The organism is Salinibacterium sp. SWN1162, from assembly GCF_015864675.1.
GTDB lineage: Bacteria > Actinomycetota > Actinomycetes > Actinomycetales > Microbacteriaceae > Rhodoglobus.
This window is the reverse complement of record NZ_JADYWT010000001.1, coordinates 1,219,882-1,239,768: the sequence shown is the minus strand read 5'-3', so window position 1 is coordinate 1,239,768 and position 19,887 is coordinate 1,219,882. Positions and strand designations below refer to the sequence as shown.

Annotated in this window: 18 protein-coding genes and 1 tRNA gene; 10 read left to right on the top strand and 9 right to left on the bottom strand. The window is 62.0% G+C overall.

Features of this window, described 5'->3' with window-relative positions:
• Positions 1-26 precede the first annotated feature (26 nt).
• Positions 27-371, top strand: coding sequence for a hypothetical protein (locus I6E58_RS05810; protein ID WP_197131339.1), 345 nt, complete (start codon positions 27-29; stop codon positions 369-371).
• Positions 372-403: 32 nt separating this feature from the next.
• Here I6E58_RS05810 and I6E58_RS05805 read toward each other — a convergent pair whose 3' ends face one another.
• From I6E58_RS05805 to I6E58_RS05795, 3 genes are all read right to left on the bottom strand, one after another.
• Positions 404-1,045 (bottom strand): GPP34 family phosphoprotein, encoded by a 642-nt coding sequence (locus tag I6E58_RS05805; RefSeq protein ID WP_197131338.1) that lies wholly within the window; start codon positions 1,043-1,045, stop codon positions 404-406.
• Entirely contained in the window at positions 1,035-1,253 is a 219-nt protein-coding gene (locus tag I6E58_RS05800) for a hypothetical protein (RefSeq protein WP_197131336.1), read from the bottom strand. The genes I6E58_RS05805 and I6E58_RS05800 overlap by 11 nt, the downstream gene beginning before the upstream one ends.
• A gap of 140 nt (positions 1,254-1,393) precedes the next feature.
• Entirely contained in the window at positions 1,394-2,101 is a 708-nt protein-coding gene (locus I6E58_RS05795; protein ID WP_197131334.1) for a GPP34 family phosphoprotein, read from the bottom strand.
• A 720-nt stretch (positions 2,102-2,821) separates the two neighbouring features.
• Here I6E58_RS05795 and I6E58_RS05790 point away from each other — a divergent pair.
• Positions 2,822-3,910, top strand: a complete 1,089-nt coding sequence (locus tag I6E58_RS05790; RefSeq protein ID WP_197131332.1) for a Glu/Leu/Phe/Val dehydrogenase family protein — start codon at positions 2,822-2,824, stop codon at positions 3,908-3,910.
• 121 nt (positions 3,911-4,031) lie between these two features.
• On the opposite strand, the gene I6E58_RS05785 is transcribed toward I6E58_RS05790, so the two are convergent.
• On the bottom strand, positions 4,032-5,033 hold the full coding sequence (locus I6E58_RS05785; RefSeq protein WP_255531462.1) for a TerC family protein: 1,002 nt from the start codon (positions 5,031-5,033) through the stop codon (positions 4,032-4,034).
• A gap of 237 nt (positions 5,034-5,270) precedes the next feature.
• Here I6E58_RS05785 and I6E58_RS05780 point away from each other — a divergent pair, with 237 nt between their 5' ends.
• Genes I6E58_RS05780 through I6E58_RS05770 form a run of 3 tightly spaced genes read left to right on the top strand, consistent with a single transcriptional unit; the run spans position 5,271 to position 8,349 of the window.
• On the top strand, positions 5,271-5,642 hold the full coding sequence (locus tag I6E58_RS05780; protein WP_197131331.1) for a helix-turn-helix transcriptional regulator: 372 nt from the start codon (positions 5,271-5,273) through the stop codon (positions 5,640-5,642).
• Positions 5,639-7,681 (top strand): heavy metal translocating P-type ATPase, encoded by a 2,043-nt coding sequence (locus I6E58_RS05775; RefSeq protein ID WP_374189183.1) that lies wholly within the window; start codon positions 5,639-5,641, stop codon positions 7,679-7,681. Before I6E58_RS05780 ends, I6E58_RS05775 begins: the two co-directional genes overlap by 4 nt.
• Positions 7,678-8,349 (top strand): thioredoxin domain-containing protein, encoded by a 672-nt coding sequence (locus I6E58_RS05770; RefSeq protein ID WP_197131330.1) that lies wholly within the window; start codon positions 7,678-7,680, stop codon positions 8,347-8,349. Before I6E58_RS05775 ends, I6E58_RS05770 begins: the two co-directional genes overlap by 4 nt.
• Before the next feature lie 36 nt (positions 8,350-8,385).
• On the opposite strand, the gene I6E58_RS05765 is transcribed toward I6E58_RS05770, so the two are convergent.
• The 3 genes from I6E58_RS05765 to I6E58_RS05755 form a co-directional block, all read right to left on the bottom strand.
• On the bottom strand, positions 8,386-9,630 hold the full coding sequence (locus I6E58_RS05765) for an acyl-CoA dehydrogenase family protein (RefSeq protein ID WP_197131328.1): 1,245 nt from the start codon (positions 9,628-9,630) through the stop codon (positions 8,386-8,388).
• A gap of 176 nt (positions 9,631-9,806) precedes the next feature.
• A tRNA-Glu gene (locus I6E58_RS05760) sits at positions 9,807-9,879 on the bottom strand.
• Between the two features lie 148 nt (positions 9,880-10,027).
• Complete coding sequence (locus tag I6E58_RS05755; protein ID WP_129071870.1) at positions 10,028-10,960, bottom strand: diacylglycerol kinase family protein; 933 nt, start codon at positions 10,958-10,960, stop codon at positions 10,028-10,030.
• 125 nt (positions 10,961-11,085) lie between these two features.
• Between I6E58_RS05755 and I6E58_RS05750 the strand changes: the two genes are divergently transcribed.
• The 5 genes from I6E58_RS05750 to I6E58_RS05730 all read left to right on the top strand — a co-directional run bounded on the left by I6E58_RS05750 (position 11,086) and on the right by I6E58_RS05730 (position 17,432).
• Positions 11,086-11,712 carry a TetR/AcrR family transcriptional regulator gene (locus tag I6E58_RS05750; protein WP_197131327.1) on the top strand — a complete coding sequence of 209 codons (627 nt, stop codon included), beginning with the start codon at positions 11,086-11,088 and terminating at the stop codon, positions 11,710-11,712.
• Positions 11,709-13,397, top strand: coding sequence for an MDR family MFS transporter (locus I6E58_RS05745; protein ID WP_197131326.1), 1,689 nt, complete (start codon positions 11,709-11,711; stop codon positions 13,395-13,397). The genes I6E58_RS05750 and I6E58_RS05745 overlap by 4 nt, the downstream gene beginning before the upstream one ends.
• A 164-nt stretch (positions 13,398-13,561) precedes the next feature.
• The gene (locus I6E58_RS05740; RefSeq protein WP_197131325.1) at positions 13,562-14,020 is read left to right on the top strand and encodes a hypothetical protein; all 459 of its coding nucleotides are present in this window, start codon (positions 13,562-13,564) and stop codon (positions 14,018-14,020) included.
• The gene (locus I6E58_RS05735; protein WP_197131324.1) at positions 14,017-15,654 is read left to right on the top strand and encodes a DUF5671 domain-containing protein; all 1,638 of its coding nucleotides are present in this window, start codon (positions 14,017-14,019) and stop codon (positions 15,652-15,654) included. The genes I6E58_RS05740 and I6E58_RS05735 overlap by 4 nt, the downstream gene beginning before the upstream one ends.
• A gap of 65 nt (positions 15,655-15,719) precedes the next feature.
• Positions 15,720-17,432, top strand: coding sequence for a sodium:proton antiporter (locus tag I6E58_RS05730; RefSeq protein ID WP_197131322.1), 1,713 nt, complete (start codon positions 15,720-15,722; stop codon positions 17,430-17,432).
• Positions 17,433-17,484: 52 nt separating this feature from the next.
• On the opposite strand, the gene I6E58_RS05725 is transcribed toward I6E58_RS05730, so the two are convergent.
• Together I6E58_RS05725 and I6E58_RS05720 are read right to left on the bottom strand one after the other, a co-directional pair.
• Positions 17,485-18,249 (bottom strand): SDR family NAD(P)-dependent oxidoreductase, encoded by a 765-nt coding sequence (locus I6E58_RS05725; RefSeq protein ID WP_197131320.1) that lies wholly within the window; start codon positions 18,247-18,249, stop codon positions 17,485-17,487.
• Between the two features lie 81 nt (positions 18,250-18,330).
• Entirely contained in the window at positions 18,331-19,866 is a 1,536-nt protein-coding gene (locus tag I6E58_RS05720; protein ID WP_197131318.1) for an aldehyde dehydrogenase (NADP(+)), read from the bottom strand.
• Positions 19,867-19,887 lie beyond the last annotated feature (21 nt).

The window sequence follows — 19,887 nt, the reverse complement described above, 5'->3', positions numbered from 1 at the left end:
TGATGTCCAGTTATGAAGAAGTCAAAGTGGAGCTAGTCACTCTGTTCGACGGAACTGCTGACGCGATTGGCGGCGAGTGGACAATAGGTGAACATGAAGGTGAAGAACGCTGCAACTTCGACGAGGGTGTTGAAGGGAGACCGTTCGCCGCGTGGAGATCAGCGCCACCCGTCGATGACCTTCAAGCTGCAGCCGAAGAAGTGCAGGGAGTGTGGCAAGACAGTGGCTACGATGTCACAATCCGGTTCACTCCCGATCCTGATGTCTATGAAGTTGTTGCTCGCGGGTCGAACAGGTTCGTCGCAACGTTTGGCACCAGCGCTGAAACAATGACCTTGCGCGGCGCGAGCGCCTGTGTGAAGGCGAAATGAACAGTTGAATTGCCGCTCACGAACCCGCAGTCTTATCCAGCTGTGAACTGGATGCGTTCTGCTTGTAAAATTGCTTGCACTGTCGCGCGCACTCCGGCTGGGTACCATTCCCAGCGGAGATAAGGATGCAGCCCTTGTTCCCCCGAGTGGCTGTCGACACCATTGCGCAGCACGTCGATGAACGCACCCGTACGCGGGTCGCTGACCTGCTCGGGAGTAGAACGGACTCGCCCGAGTTCGGCACGCAGCTCATCAAACACAACATGGTCGGTGATCTCTAGGTATCCGCTCAGGCTCGGGTAGGTTCCAATAGTTTGCACTAGGCCCCGCGATTCAAGCCTCGCGTGCACCGCGCGCGAAGCATTACCAGCAAGAGCAAACATGCACCGGTGGGTCACCCAAGGTTTTCCCCGTTCGCTCATCGGAATGAGGACTGCGTCCAAGACCGCATCGCCCGTCGGCGTTGAATCAACCGCTAAAATCTTGCGCGGTGACCCACCCGCAAAAAGTGCTCGATTGGGAATCGAAGAGATACGGCCCAACAGGGCCAACTCGATGAGCGTTGCCGACACTGTCATCGTTCCCTCGAACTCAAGCCGGCCTTTTCGGGTGCCGAGCATGAGCTGAACTTTCTCCGCGACGGCCATTTCAGCGAGCGACGAGCTACTGGCCACTGATCTGTTCTGCCGAATTATGAACGTTCTGGGTAATCGTGCCCGTCCGCTCCTCGTCAAACCGGTTGCAGTCCGAACCAACCCACGTCGTGCCCTGCAGATTCGACGTCAGAGTGCTCACAACACCATCCAAACCTCCCGCATTAGCATCCAGCTGGCTCGCCAGTTCACCGAACTCTTCTGGAATCATTCCAAGTTCTGCTGACATCACGATTCCTTTCACCAAACTTCGAGTAAGAACTTTGTGTACGCTAAAAAAATTATTAACTCACCTTTGAGACACTAGCTGACGCTCACCGCTCACACCGTGGGTAGCGCTACCCGTCCAAGACGTCACCCGACCGGGAGTTAGTGGACGAAACCCGAATTCGCCGAGGACAGGGCTCCAAGGATCGCCGACCGATGGGAAGCGTTGTCACCTTCCGCATTGACACGGTTTCGCAGCAACGTCAGGCGCCGTTCAACCTCGATCGAAGCCTCATGGTGCTGGCGTTGATAGAAAATCTCGGCGAGCCTCCCGGAAAGGGTCAGTGCCAGAATTAGCGCTGTCCGCCCGCTCACGAGGGACGCATCGGCCAGCGTGCTTTCGTCGAGGTACGCGTCAATTTCGGTACGCAACTCAGCTTGAGCTTGGAAACCCTGTTGGGTGAGGCGCACAGTCTTGATGAACCGTCCAGTACTGGTCGCAAGCCCTCGATCAATGAGACGTTTCTGGACTTCGGGCGACACAATGTCGACTATCACGTCCTCAGTCTTTCGAGGCTTCGATCTCTTTTGAACCGTATCAAGGGCCGCACGAAGCACAGTATCCCCCGGTTCACCCTGCCCTGCCTTTACTCTCGAAAGGTAGACACCCGGATAGTTTTTAGACCAATAATCACGCTCGAGCTCGATATAGCCGTTATCCGCAAGATCAATTAACACAGCAGCAGACACCGTCAAAATAGGATTTCCCGAGCGCGAGCCTCCCGCTTCGAGCCGCACTCCGGTATTGGCGTCGAATCCGCTGACGAGCGATACGGCTTCTGCGAGAAGAAGGTCGGGTTGAGGAGCCACTACCGCACGCCTGCCATATCTTCGGCAAAGCTCCTAAGCGCTGCATCGACATCGGCCCGCAAAACTCGTTCCTCGCGCTTGTGAAGTTCAGAGTCATCTGTATTTCCGAATGCATACGACCACGGCCGTGTGGTCGGCCGTGACCGGTTCGACCTTAAGTCCGTTCCCGCGACAAACCCGCCAGTCTTCCACGATGAAGGCCATCCACAGCGGTTCTGAATCCGCGCCCACAGCAACGAGGGCGATGCCGAATAGCGTCCTACCCGAGACCCCGTCATCCTCTCCCGTGAGTGCGATGACCGCCAAGTTGGCTTCCGTGATCGTCTGAACGATGTGTTCCGGAGTGCGAAGGTTGTGGCGTGCCAGAGCGCGAGCGAAGCCCTGCACGACACATTGGCTTGCGCGATTCTCAGATCCATTCTGTCGGCGACAAAGTAGACCTGCGGCAGCACAAGCAGGCTGTCTGCATCGAGCGAGCGCACGAATCCGCGGTCGGATGCGGCCGACGCTTTAACGGTGACAGATCCGCTGGGCAGCAGAATTTTGAGCTGATCCGAAACCGTCATTGTGCCCCCAAGCATTTGTCAGGTATCAACGTAGCAACGAATAGAGGATATCGCCGAAGCCCGGCGGTATGCTGACCAGAGCGCACCACCCTCGTGCTACCACCACTTGCCATTTAGTTGTTTTGCCCACAAGGCCCACACGCAGGAGAAGTACATGATTTCGCAACCATCAATGACGTTGGAAGCCCCCGTATCCGCAATCGAAAATGCGGAGTTTGCCCACGAGAATGTTCTCGTTTCTACGGGCCGACGTTCCGGGCTTGTCATCAGCGTCGCCGTCCACTCCACTGTTCTCGGGCAAGCCCTTGGCGGTGCTCGAATGTGGAATTACCCGCACTGGACGGATGCTGTTGCCGACTCGCTGCGTCTCTCCGCGGCGATGACGCTGAAGAACTCGGCCGCCGGCCTCAATCGCGGTGGCGGAAAGTCGGTCATCCACGTTCCTATGGGAGTCGTCTTGACGGCCGAGCAGAAGCGCGACGCGATGCTCGACCTCGGCGACGCCATCGAAAGCCTTAACGGTGCATACATGACGGCAGAAGATGTCGGCACGAGCGCCGAGCTCATGGCCGTCGTCGCCGAGCGCACGGAACACGTCTGTGGTCTTCCGGCTGATCAGGGTGGAGCAGGTGAACCCGCGGATGCGACTGCCGCCGGCGTTCACGCCAGCATCCTCTCCACCTGCGAAGTACTCTTCGGCACTCGCGATCTCGCGGGCCGCCACCTCATCATCTCGGGCCTCGGCCAGGTCGGTGGTCGCCTTGCGCGCTCCCTCACTGCCGCCGGCGCCGTACTCACCGTTACCGATGTCAACCTCGACCGCAAGCTACTGGCCGCCGAACTCGACGCCAACTGGGTCGACGTCGACGAGGCGCACAGCGTCGTCGCGGATATCTTCGTTCCCTGCGGCCTCGGCGGAGTTCTCAGCCCGCGCGTCATCCGCGAACTCAACGTCAGCGGTGTCGTTGGCGCCGCGAACAACCAACTCGCGCAGCACGACGGCGCTGAAGCACTCGCCGAGCGCGGCATCCTCTGGGCTCCCGACTTCGTCGTCAACGGTGGCGGCGTAATCTACCTCGATATGGCCTCAGAACCGGATGCGGATGCTGACGCGATCGCGAAGCGCGTGGAAGCCATCGGTGACACGGTTGCCACCATCTTCCGCGATGCCGCCGCGCAGGGCATCACGACGTTAGACGCGGCCGAGCGGCTCGCACAGTCACGGCTCGTTACTACGATCTAGGCGCTCCAGCGCCCCCGTCACGACAACAGAAACGCGCGGCGTCTGCATCTCCGAGCATGTGCTCGAGATGCGGACACCGCGCGTTCGTCGTTAGTGCAGCGCTCCCCGCTGCAGCGAACTGCTACTCGCTCTCGACCGAGATAGCTTCGCGCTTCTTGTCGTGGTTCATCTTGATAAGGCTCGCGATGACGGCGACAGCCATGGCCACCAGAATGACGATGAGTGAGGTCCAGGTGCCGATCTCGGGTGCCCACAGGATCGGTTCTCCCCCGTTGATGAAGGGCAGTTCGTTGACGTGCATGGCGTGGAAGAACAGTTTCACGCCGATGAAGCCGAGCACGAACGCGATGCCGAAGTGCAAGTACACGAGTTTGTCGATGAGGTCGCCGAGCAAGAAGTAGAGCTGACGCAGCCCCATCAGGGCGAAAATGTTCGCGGTGAAGACGATAAACGGGTCTGTCGTGATTCCGAAGATGGCCGGGATCGAGTCGATCGCGAACACGAGGTCGGTGATGCCGAGAGCCACAAAGACGACCAAGATCGGCGTGAAAACCTTTTTGCCGTCGATGACGGTGCGCACCTTGCCACCGTCAAAGGTCGGCGAAATATTGATGTGCTTGCGCAAGAAGCGGATGATTCCGCTCTCGGTCTCTTCCATGTCGTCGTGGTCTTCGAACACCTGGCGAATGGCGGTGTAGAGCAGGAACGCACCGAAGATGTAGAAAATGAAGCTGAAGTTTTCGATGAGCTGGGCACCGAGCAGAATAAAGATTCCGCGCAGCACAAGGGCGATCAGGATGCCCACCATCAGTACCTCTTGCTGGTACTTTCGCGGCACCGAGAAGCGCCCCATGATGATGACGAACACAAAGAGGTTGTCAATCGAGAGGCTGTATTCCGTGACCCAACCGGCGATGAACTGGCCGGCTTGCTCGACGTCGCCCAGCAGGAACATGAGCAGCGCAAAGATCAATGCGAGCGAGACGTAAAAACCGACCCACAAGGCTGACTCTTTGGTGCTGGGAATGTGCGGACGCTTGTACGCCATGATCAGGTCGGCGGCGAGGATGATCAGCAGCACCGTCAGCGAGGTGACTTCGAACCAGATAGGCAGAGTGGTCAAGAGAATCCGTTCGAGGGTTTCGAGGCGTAGCAAGTCTCGAAAGTCTCTCCCGCATCCACAGAATGGTGGCTGCCGCTGCCCCGGAACCACTACTGAGTGGTTCGTATTGACGAGTACAGCGAGGTGGGATACTCCCCTTCGCGTGCACAATGATAGCCGACGCTGTGCTGAACGCCGCCGAGAAATTCACAGCTTCGCGAGCACGCTTTAGGTCAGCAGCCGCTGTATAGTCAGCCCATGCTGACTATTGCTTCTCGCGTCGATGTAATGAACCGTTTGGGTCGCGCTATGACTGACCCCACTCGTGCTCGCATTCTTCTTTCACTGCTCGAGAAGCCGGGGTACCCCGTGCAACTGGCACACGATCTGGAGCTCACGCGCAGCAATGTTTCCAACCACCTCACCTGTCTGCGCGGCTGCGGCCTCGTCGTCGCGACACCCGAAGGCCGCTCGACCCGCTATGACATTTCTGACCCCCACCTTGCCCACGCGCTCAACGACCTTCTGAACGTCGTGCTCGCGGTCGACGATGGCACGCCGTGCGCCGGTGACAGTTGCAATGACCCGTTCTGCTGCACCCCGAACACAGCTGCCGAGGTGACCGCGTGAGCGAAGAATGCTGTGGAGCGGATGCTCCGCCGAAGTCCCGCGCTAGTGACTCCCCCACTCCGGCCGCGACCGACACCGCCGGCGCCGCGACGGCGGTGACAGGTGGCACCGGCGCTGCGCACGACGACCTCTCTTCGTGGTGGAAAGACCGCGGGCTGCGTCTCCCCGCAACTTCAGGCATTTTGCTGGCGGCGTCCCTCATCGCGGGCTGGATGGGCGGCGCAGATTGGTTCGTGACCGTTCTCCAGAGCCTGAGCCTGATCGCCGGCGCGGCAACGTTTGTGCCCGGCACAGTACGCCGGTTGCTGCGCGGCTCTCTCGGGGTCGGCCTACTCATGAGCATTGCCGCGATTGGGGCCGTGCTCCTGGGCCATGTTGGTGAAGCTGCCGCCCTTGCGTTCCTGTTTTCCATCGCCGAGGCGCTCGAAGATCGCGCGATGGATCGTGCCCGCCATGGCCTGCGTGCCCTGCTCTCCCTCATCCCCAACGTCGCTCTGATCGAGCGCGACGGAGAACCACTCACCCTGCCGGCGGGCGACATCGTGGTCGGCGACATTCTTGTCGTGCGAGCGGGCGAGCGCGTGGCCACGGATGGCGTAGTCGCGAGTGGCCGCGGCAGTGTCGACACCTCCGCGATCACGGGCGAATCGATGCCAGCGACGGTGGAGACCGGCGACGCGGTGTTCGCCGGATCGATCAACGGCGAAGGCGCCCTGCGCATTCGCGCGACGGCAAACGGCACTGACAATTCGCTCACCACCATCGTGAGGCTTGTCGAACAAGCCAACGCGCAGAAGGGTAATCGAGCTCGACTGGCGGACTGCATCGCACGCCCGCTCGTGCCGATCGTCCTCGGCGTGGCTGCGGCCATTGTGGGCTTTGGATTCTTGGTCGGCGCCCCCGAGCTGTGGACCGAACGCGCGCTCGTCGTGCTCGTCGCCGCGTCTCCGTGTGCTCTCGCGATCGCGGTGCCCGTGACAGTCATCTCGGCGATCGGGTCGGCAAGCAAGCTCGGGATCATCGTGAAATCGGGCGCCGCCTTTGAACGGATGGGTAGCATCCGCACCGTCGCTTTCGACAAGACCGGCACGCTCACCCAAAATCGTCCCACCGTCGTCACCGTAGAGACCGTGGCGAACGTGACCCGCGATGAGGTTCTCGAAATCGCTGCCGCGCTCGAAACGCACAGCACTCACCCACTTGCTCAGGCCGCGCTCGCCGAACGACCTGCGCGCTCCGTTCACTCCGAAGCGCGGGAAGTCCGCGAAGATGCCGGCCGCGGCATATCCGGCACGCTCAACGGCGCTGCTGTGCGCGCGGGCAGTACCCGCTGGATGGATGCTGGCGAGCTTGAGCCTGCCGCGGTGCGCCTAGCCGACGAGGGCATGACCGTGATGGCGGTCGAACGCGCTGGCATCGTGATCGGCCTGCTCGGCATCCGTGACGAACTGCGCCCCGAGGCAACAGAGGCTGTCGCGCAGTTGGCGAGCGCGGGCATCCAAACCCTCATGCTCACAGGCGACAACGCGCGCACGGCGGCCACGATCGCGCACGAAGCGGGCATCAGTGATGTTCGCGCCGAGCTCTTGCCCGCCGACAAAGCCAGCGCGATCTCGGCGTTGAGCGCCGACTCCCCCACAGCGATGATCGGCGATGGCATCAACGACGCTCCCGCGCTCGCGACGGCCGATGTGGGCATCGCGATGGGCGCCACCGGCTCTGCCGCGGCAGTCGAGTCGGCGGATGTCGCCTTCACTGGCAGCGACCTGCGCCTTATCCCGGTGGCGTTGCTTCATGCGCGGCGCGGGCGTCGCATCATGACGGGAAACATCGTGCTGTCGCTCCTGATTATCGTGGGTCTCTTTCCGCTCGCGCTCACCGGCGTTCTCGGATTGGCTGGAGTCGTGCTCGTACACGAACTTGCGGAGCTGGTAGTTATCCTCAATGGCCTGCGGGCAGCGCGGCTTTCGCCTAGCCTTGATTCGCGCGCGCTACTGAGCGATCGCCACCAACCCCAGCCTGTTCGGAGTCTCGTGTGAAGAAAGCCCTCCTGCCCACTTTTGCCGCGTTGGGAATTCTTGCGCTCGTCGCCGCTTTCGTCTTCGTGTATGTCACGGCCAAGAACGCGGATTCCGACACCGCCAGCAGCACTAGCAGCTCGGGCTCTCAGCAGCTCGCCTCCACCGTGGCCAGCGACTCGAACTACGTCGACAACGTCGGCCCGGAGGCCGTAACGATCGTCGAGTTCCTCGACTTCGAATGTGGCGCGTGCGGCCAGTTCTACCCGTACGTCGAAGCAATGCGCGAAGTGTACGACGGGGACATCAACTACGTCGTTCGCTACTTCCCCTTGCCCAGCCACCTCAACTCAATGGATGCCGCGGTCGCCGCCGAGGCTGCAGCCCAGCAGGGCGAGTTCGAGGCCATGTACCAGCGACTCTTCGAGACTCAGGCCGACTGGGCGGGCGGCACTCCCCCGCAAACAGATGCCTTCCGCGCGCTGGCTGAAGACATCGGTCTCGACATGGCGGCCTACGATGATGCCGTTGCCGACCCCGCCACTCAAGAACGCGTCGAGGCCGACTTCGATGCCGGCGTTGAGCTGGGCGTCACCAGCACTCCCACATTCTTTGTGAACGACGAGTACATCGAGACAAGTCGTCTTGAGAATCTGCCGGAGGCTGTTGACGCCGCAGTCAAGGGCTAGGCACGCACGCACAGCACGCACGCACTGCACGGTCGGCTAGGTGTACCAGCTGGGCTCGGGCACTTCGTTGAGAAGCACGTACTGACCGACTTCGCGCTTCTTGTACGGCGCAGGGTCGTGCAGGCTGTGGGTTCGAAGATTGCGCCAATAGATATCCAGGCCGACCGAATTGGCGGATGCTCGTGCGCCGGTCAGCTCGAACACCTTCGTTGCGACTTCCAAGCCGTCGTCGCTGATCCGTAGCTTTCCCGCTGCGATGCGCACGGCGATCTCGCCTCGACGGCGTTCGGTGAGCTCGGTGCGCGGCGCGTGAAGCACGGCACTGATTTCGCTGCCGACCGCGTCGAGCAGGGCCTCATCCGCCCACAGCTTTGATTGCAACTCGCCATACCCTTCGAGGATGTACCACTCCTGGCTGGCATGGGCCTTATTGTCGCCTCCGTACGGCCAGGCACGACTCTTGGTGCGCGTGTACGACGACGCGGCTTCGATCGCTCCCTGCGCGATACCGAGATAGAAGTTGGCGAAGACCAGCTGGATCGCGGGCACGTTGAGCGTGCCGTAGGTGAGCGGCTGGAACTCTTTGTTGACGAAGCCGAGCGCTGATGACCATCCGGTGCGCACTCCATTGATCTGCACGGAGCCCGATTCGGTGAGTCGTTGACCGAGGTTGTCCCAGTCGCCGTTGAACACGATCGCCGGCTGAGCCGTGGGCACGATCGCAAAGACGTGGGTATCGGTGCCGTCGAGGATGCCCTCGAGCACCGTGAGATCAGATACGACGCCGCCGGTCGAGAATGACTTCTTGCCCGTGAACACGATCTCGTCGCCCTCATCAGTAACGAGTAGATCTGAGTCGCGGGGGTTGACTGCCCCGCCGAACAGGTAGTTGTTCTCCGTGTAATGCTTCTCTACGGCGACGATCTGCTCCTCCGTGGCGACAAGGCGTGCAGCCCATGCCCAGAGGTAGTGGTACCCGAGCAACTGCCCGATGGAACCATCGCCGCGAGCAATGGTGCGGATCACCTTATAGGTGGTTTCCCACGACTGGCCGCCACCGCCATGCTCGCTAGGGCCCAGCAGCGTGACGAGCCCCGAGTCTTTGAGAAGCGCGACTTCGGCGTGGGGCGGCTGGTTCGAGACATCCCGTTCGACAGCATCAGCGGCAAGGATGTCGGCGACTTCGCGAGCGCGCTCAAGCCACCCTTCCGGCGAAGTGGGGCGGGCAATTCCAGCCCACCGGTTCGCGATTGCAGGACGGGTAATGGTGGTGTCAGACATGGCAATACTCCTTGAGTTGTAGACCCCGATTTCTGAATGGGTGGTCTACATCCTGTGCCCGATTCGGCACGATACGGAGTTTGTGTCGCCTTTTTTCGCTGCGCTACACCGTGTTACGAGTTAAACGAAAAAATCCCGGTCAGGTTCTTACGAACGTGACCGGGATTGTGCTCCTGTGACCCCAGCGGGATTCGAACCCGCGTTACCGCCGTGAGAGGGCGGCGTACTAGGCCTCTGTACGATGGGGCCTCACAACAACTAGAAAAGTATGCCACACCTTGAGGGCTACTTTTTCCACTTCTGGCACTTTCGGTCGCCTCAACTGTCTGCAGCTGGCTTTTCGCGCGCCATCGACCCCGCTAGACCAGGAGTTATGGCATCGATGAGAGGCCAGCGGCTACGGTCGTTGATCGAGAATGTTCAGCACTCCCGCCACCATTTTGATATCGATGGGCAACGCAGCAAAGCGCTCGCCATCTGCATAGGCGGTGATACCCGCTGACTCGATCCGGATCTTCTTCGCCCGGTACACGGTGACGCGCGGATCGCTCAGATGGGTTCCGCTGAAGACGCGCGGGAACACGCGCAAGAAAGCCAAGCGCGAGAGAGCCTCGACGACGAGCACATCGGCGAGGCCGTCATCCAGGAGCGCGTCAGGTGTCACTTTCATACCGCCACCCAGCGACACGTTGTTGCCGACGCTGACGAGGGCGCCGGTCGTCTCGATCACGGTGCCGTCGAGAGTGAGCGTGTACTTGATGGGGCGCAACCGCAACAACTCGATGACGAGAGCGACGGTGTAACGGCTGGCGCCTCGAGGCCACGACATGAGATTGGCCCGTTCGTTGACGATCGCGTCGAAACCGGCCGACAATACGCACGCGAACCAGCGTGTAGCGGATGCGCCGGTCGCTTCATCGACGTAGGTCACGCTACCGGCATCGATAGCCCGCGGCGGTCGAGCCAGGCCGCGCACAATGCTCGCGAGTGCGGCATCCGTGTCGGAGTACGGGATGCCAAGGCCGCGAGCCATGTCGTTACCGGTGCCCGAGGGAATGATCCCCAGCGGCACCTTTGTTTTTGCGACCAGGTTGGTGCCCAGATTGACCATGCCGTCACCACCCACGACGAGCAGAGCATCCGGTTTCTTGGCAACAGCCTTGCGCCCACGCTTGAGTAACAGCGCAAAGTTCGGTTGCTCAAGGGCTGTAACCTCGTGGCCCAGGGCGCGCAACGCTTCAACAGCACGAGGTCCGACGTTTTTGCCACGGCCAAACGATGCTGTGGGATTGATCGCGACAACAAGACGCAGGGGTTTGATCGACTCCACACTTCAGTATGTCGTACAGCCCCGCATCCGCTGCACCACAGGCTTAGGGTCACGCTCTGACTCTCAAAGCATCCTCACAGCTTTTTGCAGTTGTGCATTTTTGCAGTCCCTGCAATTATTACTGAGTGCCTGAAACTCCTGCCCTCGGTCTTCGCGACCGCAAACGAATAGAAACGCGACTGCGTATCGAAACCGCTGCGGTCGACATTGTGAGCGCGGAGGGGCTCGACGGCGCCACGGTCGACATGATCAGCGACCGCGCCGGAATCTCCCCGCGCACCTTCTTCAACTATTTCGACAGCAAAGAAGACGCGATTCTCGGCATCCAAGACATGGGCGAAGTAGAGCGCGCAATTGATGCCGGAGTTGTGAATGCAGCAACCGATGACCTGGTTGATGCCATCGTCTCCACCATGTTCCAGATTTTTGGCCCTGTGGCCGCCCGTACTCAGCTCAAGTCGCAGCGGATGGCGCTCGTTCAAGAACACCCGCGGCTGTTGAGCCGACAGATTCACCAATTCACCCAACTGAACAGCACGATGGCTGCCGCTGTCGTCCTATTCCTCACCAAGCGAGAAACTACGCTCCCCCGCGACCCCGAACACGTCGCCGAGATCGCTGTAGCTACTTGCGTCGCCTCCGTTCGAATCGCCGTCAAGGAATGGATCGCTGCCGGCGCAACCGCCGACATCGACTCCATGTACCTGCGCGCGATCGGCCTCACACGAGAAACCCTGAACACACTTCAATGACAACCACGAATGAACCACCTGTCGCTGTGACCGGCGGCACCACCACCTCGAGCGACCCGGCGACGAAGCGCAGCATTCTGCTGTTGTTTGCGGGCCTCATGGTCACGATGCTGCTCTCGGCGCTCGATCAGACCATCTTCAGCACCGCCCTGCCCACCATCGTGGGTGAACTCGACGGCGTGAACCACATGCTGTGGGTCACGACCGCCTACATCCTGGCCGCGACCATCATGATGCCTGTGTACGGCAAGCTCGGCGACCTCATCGGCCGCAAGGGTCTCTTCATCGGCGCCATCTCCATCTTCATGGCGGGCTCAATTGTCGGCGGCCTCGCCCCCGACATGACGTGGCTCATCGTTGGCCGCGCCGTTCAGGGCCTCGGTGGCGGTGGCCTCATGATCCTGTCGCAAGCGATCATCGCCGACGTCGTTCCCGCTCGGGAACGCGGTCGCTACATGGGTGCCATTGGTGGTGTCTTCGCTCTCGCGAGCGTGGCCGGTCCGCTGCTCGGTGGCTGGTTCACAGAGTCCATCGGATGGCGCTGGGCGTTCTGGATGAACCTTCCGTTGGGTGCGCTCGCCATCTTCGCCGCCGTGATGCTGCTCAAGCTGCCGAAGAACACGCGTGGTAAGCCCACCATTGATGTCGCGGGCATGATTCTGCTCGCCATCGCCTCGACCGCGATCGTTCTCGTCACCACCTGGGGCGGCACTCAGTACGACTGGGATTCGCTCATCATCATCGGCCTCATCGCTCTGGCTATCGTTTCCGCCTTCTCGTTCGTCATGGTCGAACGCGCCGCTGCTGAGCCGATCATGCCGCTGCACATGTTCAAGGAACGCAACTTCGTGCTCACCACGGCATCCGGTCTCATCACGGGTATCGCGATGTTCGGCGCTCTCGCCTACATGCCGACGTACCTGCAGATGGTGACGGGCGTGAACGCGACGCAGGCCGGGTTCTTGATGATCCCGATGATGGGCGCGATGCTCGTTACCTCGATCGTTGCCGGCCAGCTCGTGAGCCGCACGGGACGCTACAAGTGGCTTCCACTGACCGGCTCGTTCGTGATCGCAACTGGTTTGGCGCTGCTCTCGACGATGACCCCCGAGCTGCCGATTTGGATTCTCTGCAGCTACCTCGCGGTGATGGGACTTGGACTCGGCATGAGCATGCAGATGCTCGTGCTGATCGTTCAGAACACCTTCCCGAACGCTCAAGTGGGAACAGCGACGTCGTCGAATAACTACTTCCGCCAGATCGGTGCCTCGATTGGTACCGCGGTGGTCGGTAGCCTCTTTGTCGCCCGCCTCACCGAGTTGCTCGACACTCGCCTTCCGGCCGCCGCTGCGGGCGCAACCGGAGACACTAACTCGTTGACGCCTGCCGCGGTTCGCGATCTCCCCGATGCTGTTCGTGAGGTTATCGTCGGCGCCTACAACGACTCGTTGGCTCCCGTGTTTCTCTACATGGTGCCGCTCGTGCTCGTCTCGGCGGTGCTCTTGATGTTCATCAAGGAAGTTCCGCTAGCTACGACCATCGACCGCGCCGAACCAACCGAAACGCTCAATGTGCTCGGAGACGAAGACGCTGTCGACGCTCAGCCGTCGGATGCCGAATCCCACGAACTTACGAACGTGACGGACCACTCCGGCCCGATCTCGATTATTCGCAGCCAGCCTTAGCCGCTGGTGTGCCGGTCGTCTCGATCGTCACGCCGACTCAGTAAGCCCGCAGCACTCTCCTCGCACCACGGACGAAAGAGTTGCGGGCTTCGCTGCATTAAGTGCCCCGAAATTGGTGGGTGGGATGAATAGATTTGTCGACAGTTGTGAGAGATGCTTAGCCCATGACTCAGCGCGCTGCTCGACCCGATCGAACCTTGGTGGCGATCCTCTCCGTGGTTGCCGCCATCGTCGTGATTGCCATCGTCGTGGTGTTCACCCGCGGCGGCCCCACCGATATCGATCCCGCCACCCCCGAGGGCGTCGTGCAGTCGTATTCCCTCGCGATGGTCGCCAACGACTTAGACACCGCGCGCGGCTTCATTTCCGCGGACGTCCTTGACGAGTGCGAGTTCGCCGAGCCCAGCGCCCTCCAAGGTCTGCGGATGACGGTGATCGAGACAACAATCAACGGGGCTTCAGCCGTGGTTAGAGTCTCCCTCGACGAGGGCAGTGGCGGCTTTGGGGGGTCTAGCTATAGCTACGACGACGCCTTCACCCTCGTCAAAGACCGTGGCGATTGGAAGATAGAAACCACCCCCTGGCAACTCACGTTCTGCTACAACCAAGGATTCCGCGGATGACCTCGACAGCGTCCTCCCTGCCGGCAACACCTGCCCTCGGCGGCGTGCACACCGTGCGCCGATTCATCACCTACGCCCTCTTGGCAGCGACGGTGATCATCGCCGCCAGCGGTCTCAGCGGACTGCTCGATCGCCTCTTCACGCTCAACCGGGTCGAGGTGAGCTTCGACAACTACGGGCTTGCGACCTCGCTCGCCTCCGCCCTCGTCGCTGGCCCTCTTGCGGCGTTGCTGTGGTGGCTGATCTGGCGTGACGGCACAATGGCACGAGACCGCGCATCCGTTCTCTGGCCTGTTTATCTCGTGATCATGTCGACGGTGGCGCTGCTCGTTTTCTCCATCGCGCTGCTCTCGTGGATCGCGGACACAATCCGTTACGGCTGGAACCCGATGGGGCTCGCGGTCGGCATCGTCTGGGCGTTCGTGTGGGGCTGGCATTACTGGATGTGGCGGCACCCCGCCAAAGGCCCGACGCGACTGCAGGGCGCAGCACCCGCTCTCGCCTCCCTCATCGGGCTGACCTACGGTGCCGGAGGGCTCGCCTCTGCGCTGGCCCAGCTCATTGACGCTGCCACCGATGCAGGCTCGCGATCGGTCGTCGTCAGCGATCCCCTGTGGCAACTCATCGCGCAATCGCTCGTATGGGCGATCGGCGGCGTGATCTTGTGGCGTTGGCACTGGCTGCGCGTGGGCGTTCGAGACCAGACTTTCGGCTTCAGCACCGTGCTTCTCGTGTTCATCACGGGAATCGCGTCGCTCGCGGTCTTCGCGCTCGGCCTCATCATCCTGCTGTCCATCCTCCTTGAACTCGCGACGGGGCTACAGCAGCCGCTCACCACTCTTCTCGACCCGCTGGGGGCTTCGATCGCGGGGATCGCGATGGGCGCGCTCGTATTCGTTTATCACTCGCGCATCGTCGCCGAGCGCTCCGCCGGCGTGCGGGCCGCTACGGCTCTGTCGACAGCGGCTGTCTCGCTGGCCTTCGCGGCATCCGGCTTCGGCGTGACGGTCAATGCTCTGCTCGCCACCGCGAGCGAACCGCTGTTGGGCGGCAACATCCGCAGCCTGCTGCTCGCCGGCCTCAGCGCCCTGGTGGTAGGCGGAGTTCTCTGGTGGCTGACGTGGCGCCCGCGAGAGGCGTCGCAACCCGAGCGGGTAGCGACTCCGGGTCGCCGCGTTTTTCTTGTCATCATTTTCGGCTTGAGCGCCCTTGTAGCGCTCATCACGCTGCTCGTGATCGGCTTCCAGCTGTTCTCGTTCCTCCTCGACGGCGGCAGCGGTGAGAGTTTCATTGAGCGATCACGACAGGCGCTGGGGCTCCTCACGGCAACCGGGCTCGTGGCGGCGTACCACTTCACGATCTGGCGCAAGGATCGAGCAACCGATGTCGACGTTGAACCGGTGCACCGCATTGGCCGGGTAACTCTCGTGTCGTCGGGCAGCAACGTCGAGCTCGTCGAGGCCGTGCGGGCGGCCACCGGTGCGCGCGTGACAGTACTGCAGCGGGCCGAGCCTGTGACGAGAGAGCCGGATGTCGCGGCTGTCGTCGCAGCGCTCGACGGTGTTGCGGCGCCTCATGTACTCGTCGTTGCTGGCACTAAGGGCAAGGTCGCGGTTATCCCGCTGGTTTCTTAGCCGGCGTCGCTAGGTCAGCGTCGCGTTGTCAGCGACGCGATAGCTTTTCCTGAGAAGCTTGGCGCATGACTGAACTGCTGATCGTAATGGTGGCCACGCTTGTGGTGATCGCAACCGCCACCCTGCTCGGTCCACGTTTGGGAGTGGCCTCGCCGCTCGTGCTGGTGGCCATTGGTGTTGTGGCGAGCTTGGTGGTTCCGGCGTTCAGCGACATCCAAATCGATCCGGAGCTGATTCTTCAGGGCATCCTTCCTCCGTTGCTCTACTCGGCGGCGGTCTCGCTGCCCACGATGAACTTTCGCCGCGAGTTTGGCGCAATCAGCGGGCTTTCGGTCATTCTCGTCATCGGCACCGCCGTCATTCTGGGCTTCTTCTTCATGCTCGTGCTTCCGGGGCTCGGCTTCGCGTGGGGCCTCGCCCTGGGCGCTGTAATCAGCCCGACGGATGCCGTAGCAGTGTCGATCATCAAACAGACTCCGGTGTCGAAACGCGTGATTGCAATGCTCGATGGCGAGAGTCTGCTCAACGATGCGACCGCCCTCACCCTGCTCCGCGGAGCGATCGTCGCGACGGCTGCCACGTTCAGCTTCGGCAACTTTGCGGTCGCGTTCTCCTACTCGGTCGTGGTCGCGCTGCTGATCGGTGGCTTCATCGGCTGGCTCAATCTGGTGATTCGCAAGCGCGTCACCGATCCGACGGTCAACACGGTCATGTCGTTTACGGTGCCGTTCGTGGCGGCGGTTCCAGCCGAGCTCTTGGGAGCTTCGGGGTTGGTCGCTGCAGTGGTCGCCGGGCTCGTGACCGGCATCCGAGCGGCTCGGGTGCTGTCGCCTCAAAACCGGCTGTCGGATGCTCAAAACTGGCGCATGATCGAGTTGGTGCTTGAGGGCGCCATCTTCTTGATGATGGGGTTGCAGATTTCAAGCATCCTCACCGATGTCGAGAACGACGATGCCGGTATCAGAACGGCGGTGCTGATCGCCGTCGGAGCGCTCGTGATTACGGTTGTCGTGCGGGCCCTCTTCGTCGCTGTCTTGCTGTGGTATCTCGCGCGGCGCTCTCGCCGTCACCTCCGAATCCGACCGCGCATGGAAACCATTCAGGAGCGGCTGGGGTCACCGAACGACATTTTGCAGGCTCCGGAGCATCCGAGCGGACTGAGCCCCACGAAGTCGCCGCGCTATGTTCGCCGGGTCACCTCTCTCGTCACCCGCTCGCTTGCCGACCTCGACTACTTTGCACGGGAGCCCCTCGGCTGGCGCGAAGGAACGACCGTGGTGTGGGCGGGAATGCGCGGCGCGATTACGGTCGCGGCCGCCCAGTCGCTCCCCTCGGATACCCCGTTGCGCTCCACCCTCGTACTCATCGCCTTTGCTGTTGCTGCGCTCTCGCTCACGGTGCAGGGCGGCACGATCGGTGCTCTCGTGCGCCGCATCTCCCCCGCCACCGATCAGGCAGCAGAGCGCGAGCGTACGGTCGCGGAACGTACCCGGCTATTCGCGCTACTGGAGGAAAGCGCGGATGCCGTATCGCCGCCCGCGAGCAATGAGCTACTGAACGGCGATGACACCGCTGAGGAGACGGACGATCTCGAGTCGCGGGGCGAGCGCTTCGAGGCAGACAAGGCCCACCGCATCGCTGTCCTGGTTGCTCAGCGCACCGCGCTTCTCGATGCGCGTGACGATGGCATCTTCGACGCCGATCTTCTTGAGAATGCGCTCGACAATCTCGACGCCACGCAGATGGCGCTGGAGTTGCGGGGCAAGCCGGGCGCGTAAGTGCCAGCGAAGCTGGCAGCCACGCTGGTGGCCGCCAGCCTGCCCACCGCGGTTAGCGGAAGTTCAAACCGCCATTGATATCGAGCACCTGACCGGTGATGTACGACGAGAGTTCAGAAGCGAGGAACACTGTTGCTCCGGCCACGTCTTCAACGGTGCCTGCTCGGCCCAGAGGAATGCCAGCGATGATGCCGGGCTGCGCACTGCTGGGAGTGAAAGTGTTGTGGAACGGGGTATCTCCGATAAAGCCGGGAGCGAGCGCGTTGACCGTGACGTTCGCTGAGGCGAGTTCCTTCGAGAGACCACGGGTGAATCCCACGACCGCCGCCTTCGCCGTGGCGTAAGCAACCGCGCCCGCACCGCCACCGTTTTCTGAGGCAAGCGATGACATCATCACGATGCGACCGGCAGGCGACTCAGAAACGTACGGAATGGCCGCGCGAACGACAGAGAAGCCGCTCGTGACGTTCACGTCGATGACCTTGTGCCAGTGATCGTCCGTCATCTCGGCGATGGTGTGTCGGCCGACGAGGTTGCCGGCGTTGTTCACGACGATGTCGAGCCCGCCGAGAGCGGCTGCTGCGGCATCCACTACCGCGGTGGCCTGCGCGGAATCAGTCAATTCGCCCTGCACCGCAACAGAAGTGCGACCGAGCGCCACGATCTGTTCTACGAGTGCTTCAGCGGCATCCTTACTGCTGGCATAGTGCACAGCAACGTCGGCGCCGGCCTGAGCCAGGCCGAGCGCGATGGCCGCGCCGATTCCTTGGCCTGCGCCGGTGACGAGGGCTTTGCGGCCGGTGAGGGTGATGTTCATGGTGCCTCTTTCTGGTTGAGCGCTGAAATTCAGGTGCTAAAAATCGGGATTGCTAGCTCTTGGTATACCAAGGAGTCGAGGTTACACGATCACGTTTTCGCTGGTCAGGGTACGGGAGGCGAGAAGAAGAACTCCGTCAATCCGACGGGGAATCTCGCTGAAGCTCTCCCGCAACTCTTCGGGCAGCACGGCCTCGGGAGCATCCTGAAACGCGATGGGCCGCAGGAAGCGACGGAGGGCGCTCACGCCCACCGAGGTGTGCTGGGAGTTCGTCGACGGCCAATTTCCCCCGTGATGCTGCGCCCACGACACCCGCACTCCGGTGGGAAAGCCGTTGAAGACGAGGCGGCCTACCGTCGGCGCGAGCTTTTCGGCGAGCTCCTGTACAACATCCGGTTCGTTATCGCCGTGATGAATCGTGGCGGTGAGCGAACCGGGCATGGCATCGACTGCATGAAAGATCTCCTGCAGTGACTCGTATCGAGCGACGACCAGCACCGGCCCGAAGGCTTCTTCGGCGGTCGCTTCCGTGAAGTCAGCGGCGTCGATCTCGAGCAGCGTCGGTGCCGCGAGGATGCCGGGGCCCGCCTGCGAACCGACCGCGAGTACACTCGCACCGCCCTCAGTCGTGATGCGCCCGACGATGTCGCCGAGCGACGCCGAGATGCGCGAATTGAGCAGCACCATGCCGCCAGCCGCCTCGGTGCGCGCCCGAAGATCGCCGAGGATGGCGTCACCGCTCGCACCGCGCGGCACGAAGGCCACACCGGGTTTTGTGCAGAACTGACCGGCGCCGAGCGTGAACGATCCGAAGAGGCCTTCGCCGATCGGCGCCGTGCGCTCGCTGGCCGCGGCCGCCGTCACGATCAACGGGTTCAGACTGCTGAGCTCGCCATAGAACGGAATCGGGTTCGAGCGCGTGCTGATGATGCCCAGCAGTGCTTCGCCGGCGCCGAGCGATCCCGTGAAACCGACGGCCGCAATGTGCGGATCGGCCACCAGTACTCGCCCCGACTCGGTGCCGTAGACGATGCCGAGGATGCCCGCGGGGGCGCCATAGGCCGCCGCCGCGTCAGCCAGGGCGCTGAAAGACAACCGCGACGTGAGCGGATGCGAACTATGCGCCTTGATCACGACGCTGTTTCCCGCCGCGAGAGCTGAGGCGGTGTCGCCCCCCACGACCGAGAACGCGAACGGAAAATTGCTCGACCCAAAGACCGCAACTGGCCCGATCGGCAGCAGCATGCGGCGCAGCTCTGGCGCGAGCCCGAGCGGGGTCTCGCCCGCATGATCAATCGTGGCTTCGAGGTAGCTTCCTTCGCGAAGAGCTTCAGCAAAGAGTCGAAACTGAAATTGCGAACGACTAAGTTCGCCGGTGAGCCGGCCCTCACCGAGACCGGTTTCGTCGTTGGCTGTGGCCACGAGCTCGGCGCGCTTCGCCTCGAGCCCGTCGGCCAGCGCCTCCAGCAATCCGGCTCGCCATTCGCGGCTACTCCCCCGCAATTGCTCGAACGCAGCCGCGGCGGATGCTGCCCGCTCGGCGGTCTCCGCTGCTGTCGTCAGAGCGATGTCAGTGTCATTCGTGACCCCGGACGCGGGGTTTGTGGTGGTCAACATGATTCTCCGAAGATTGAAGGG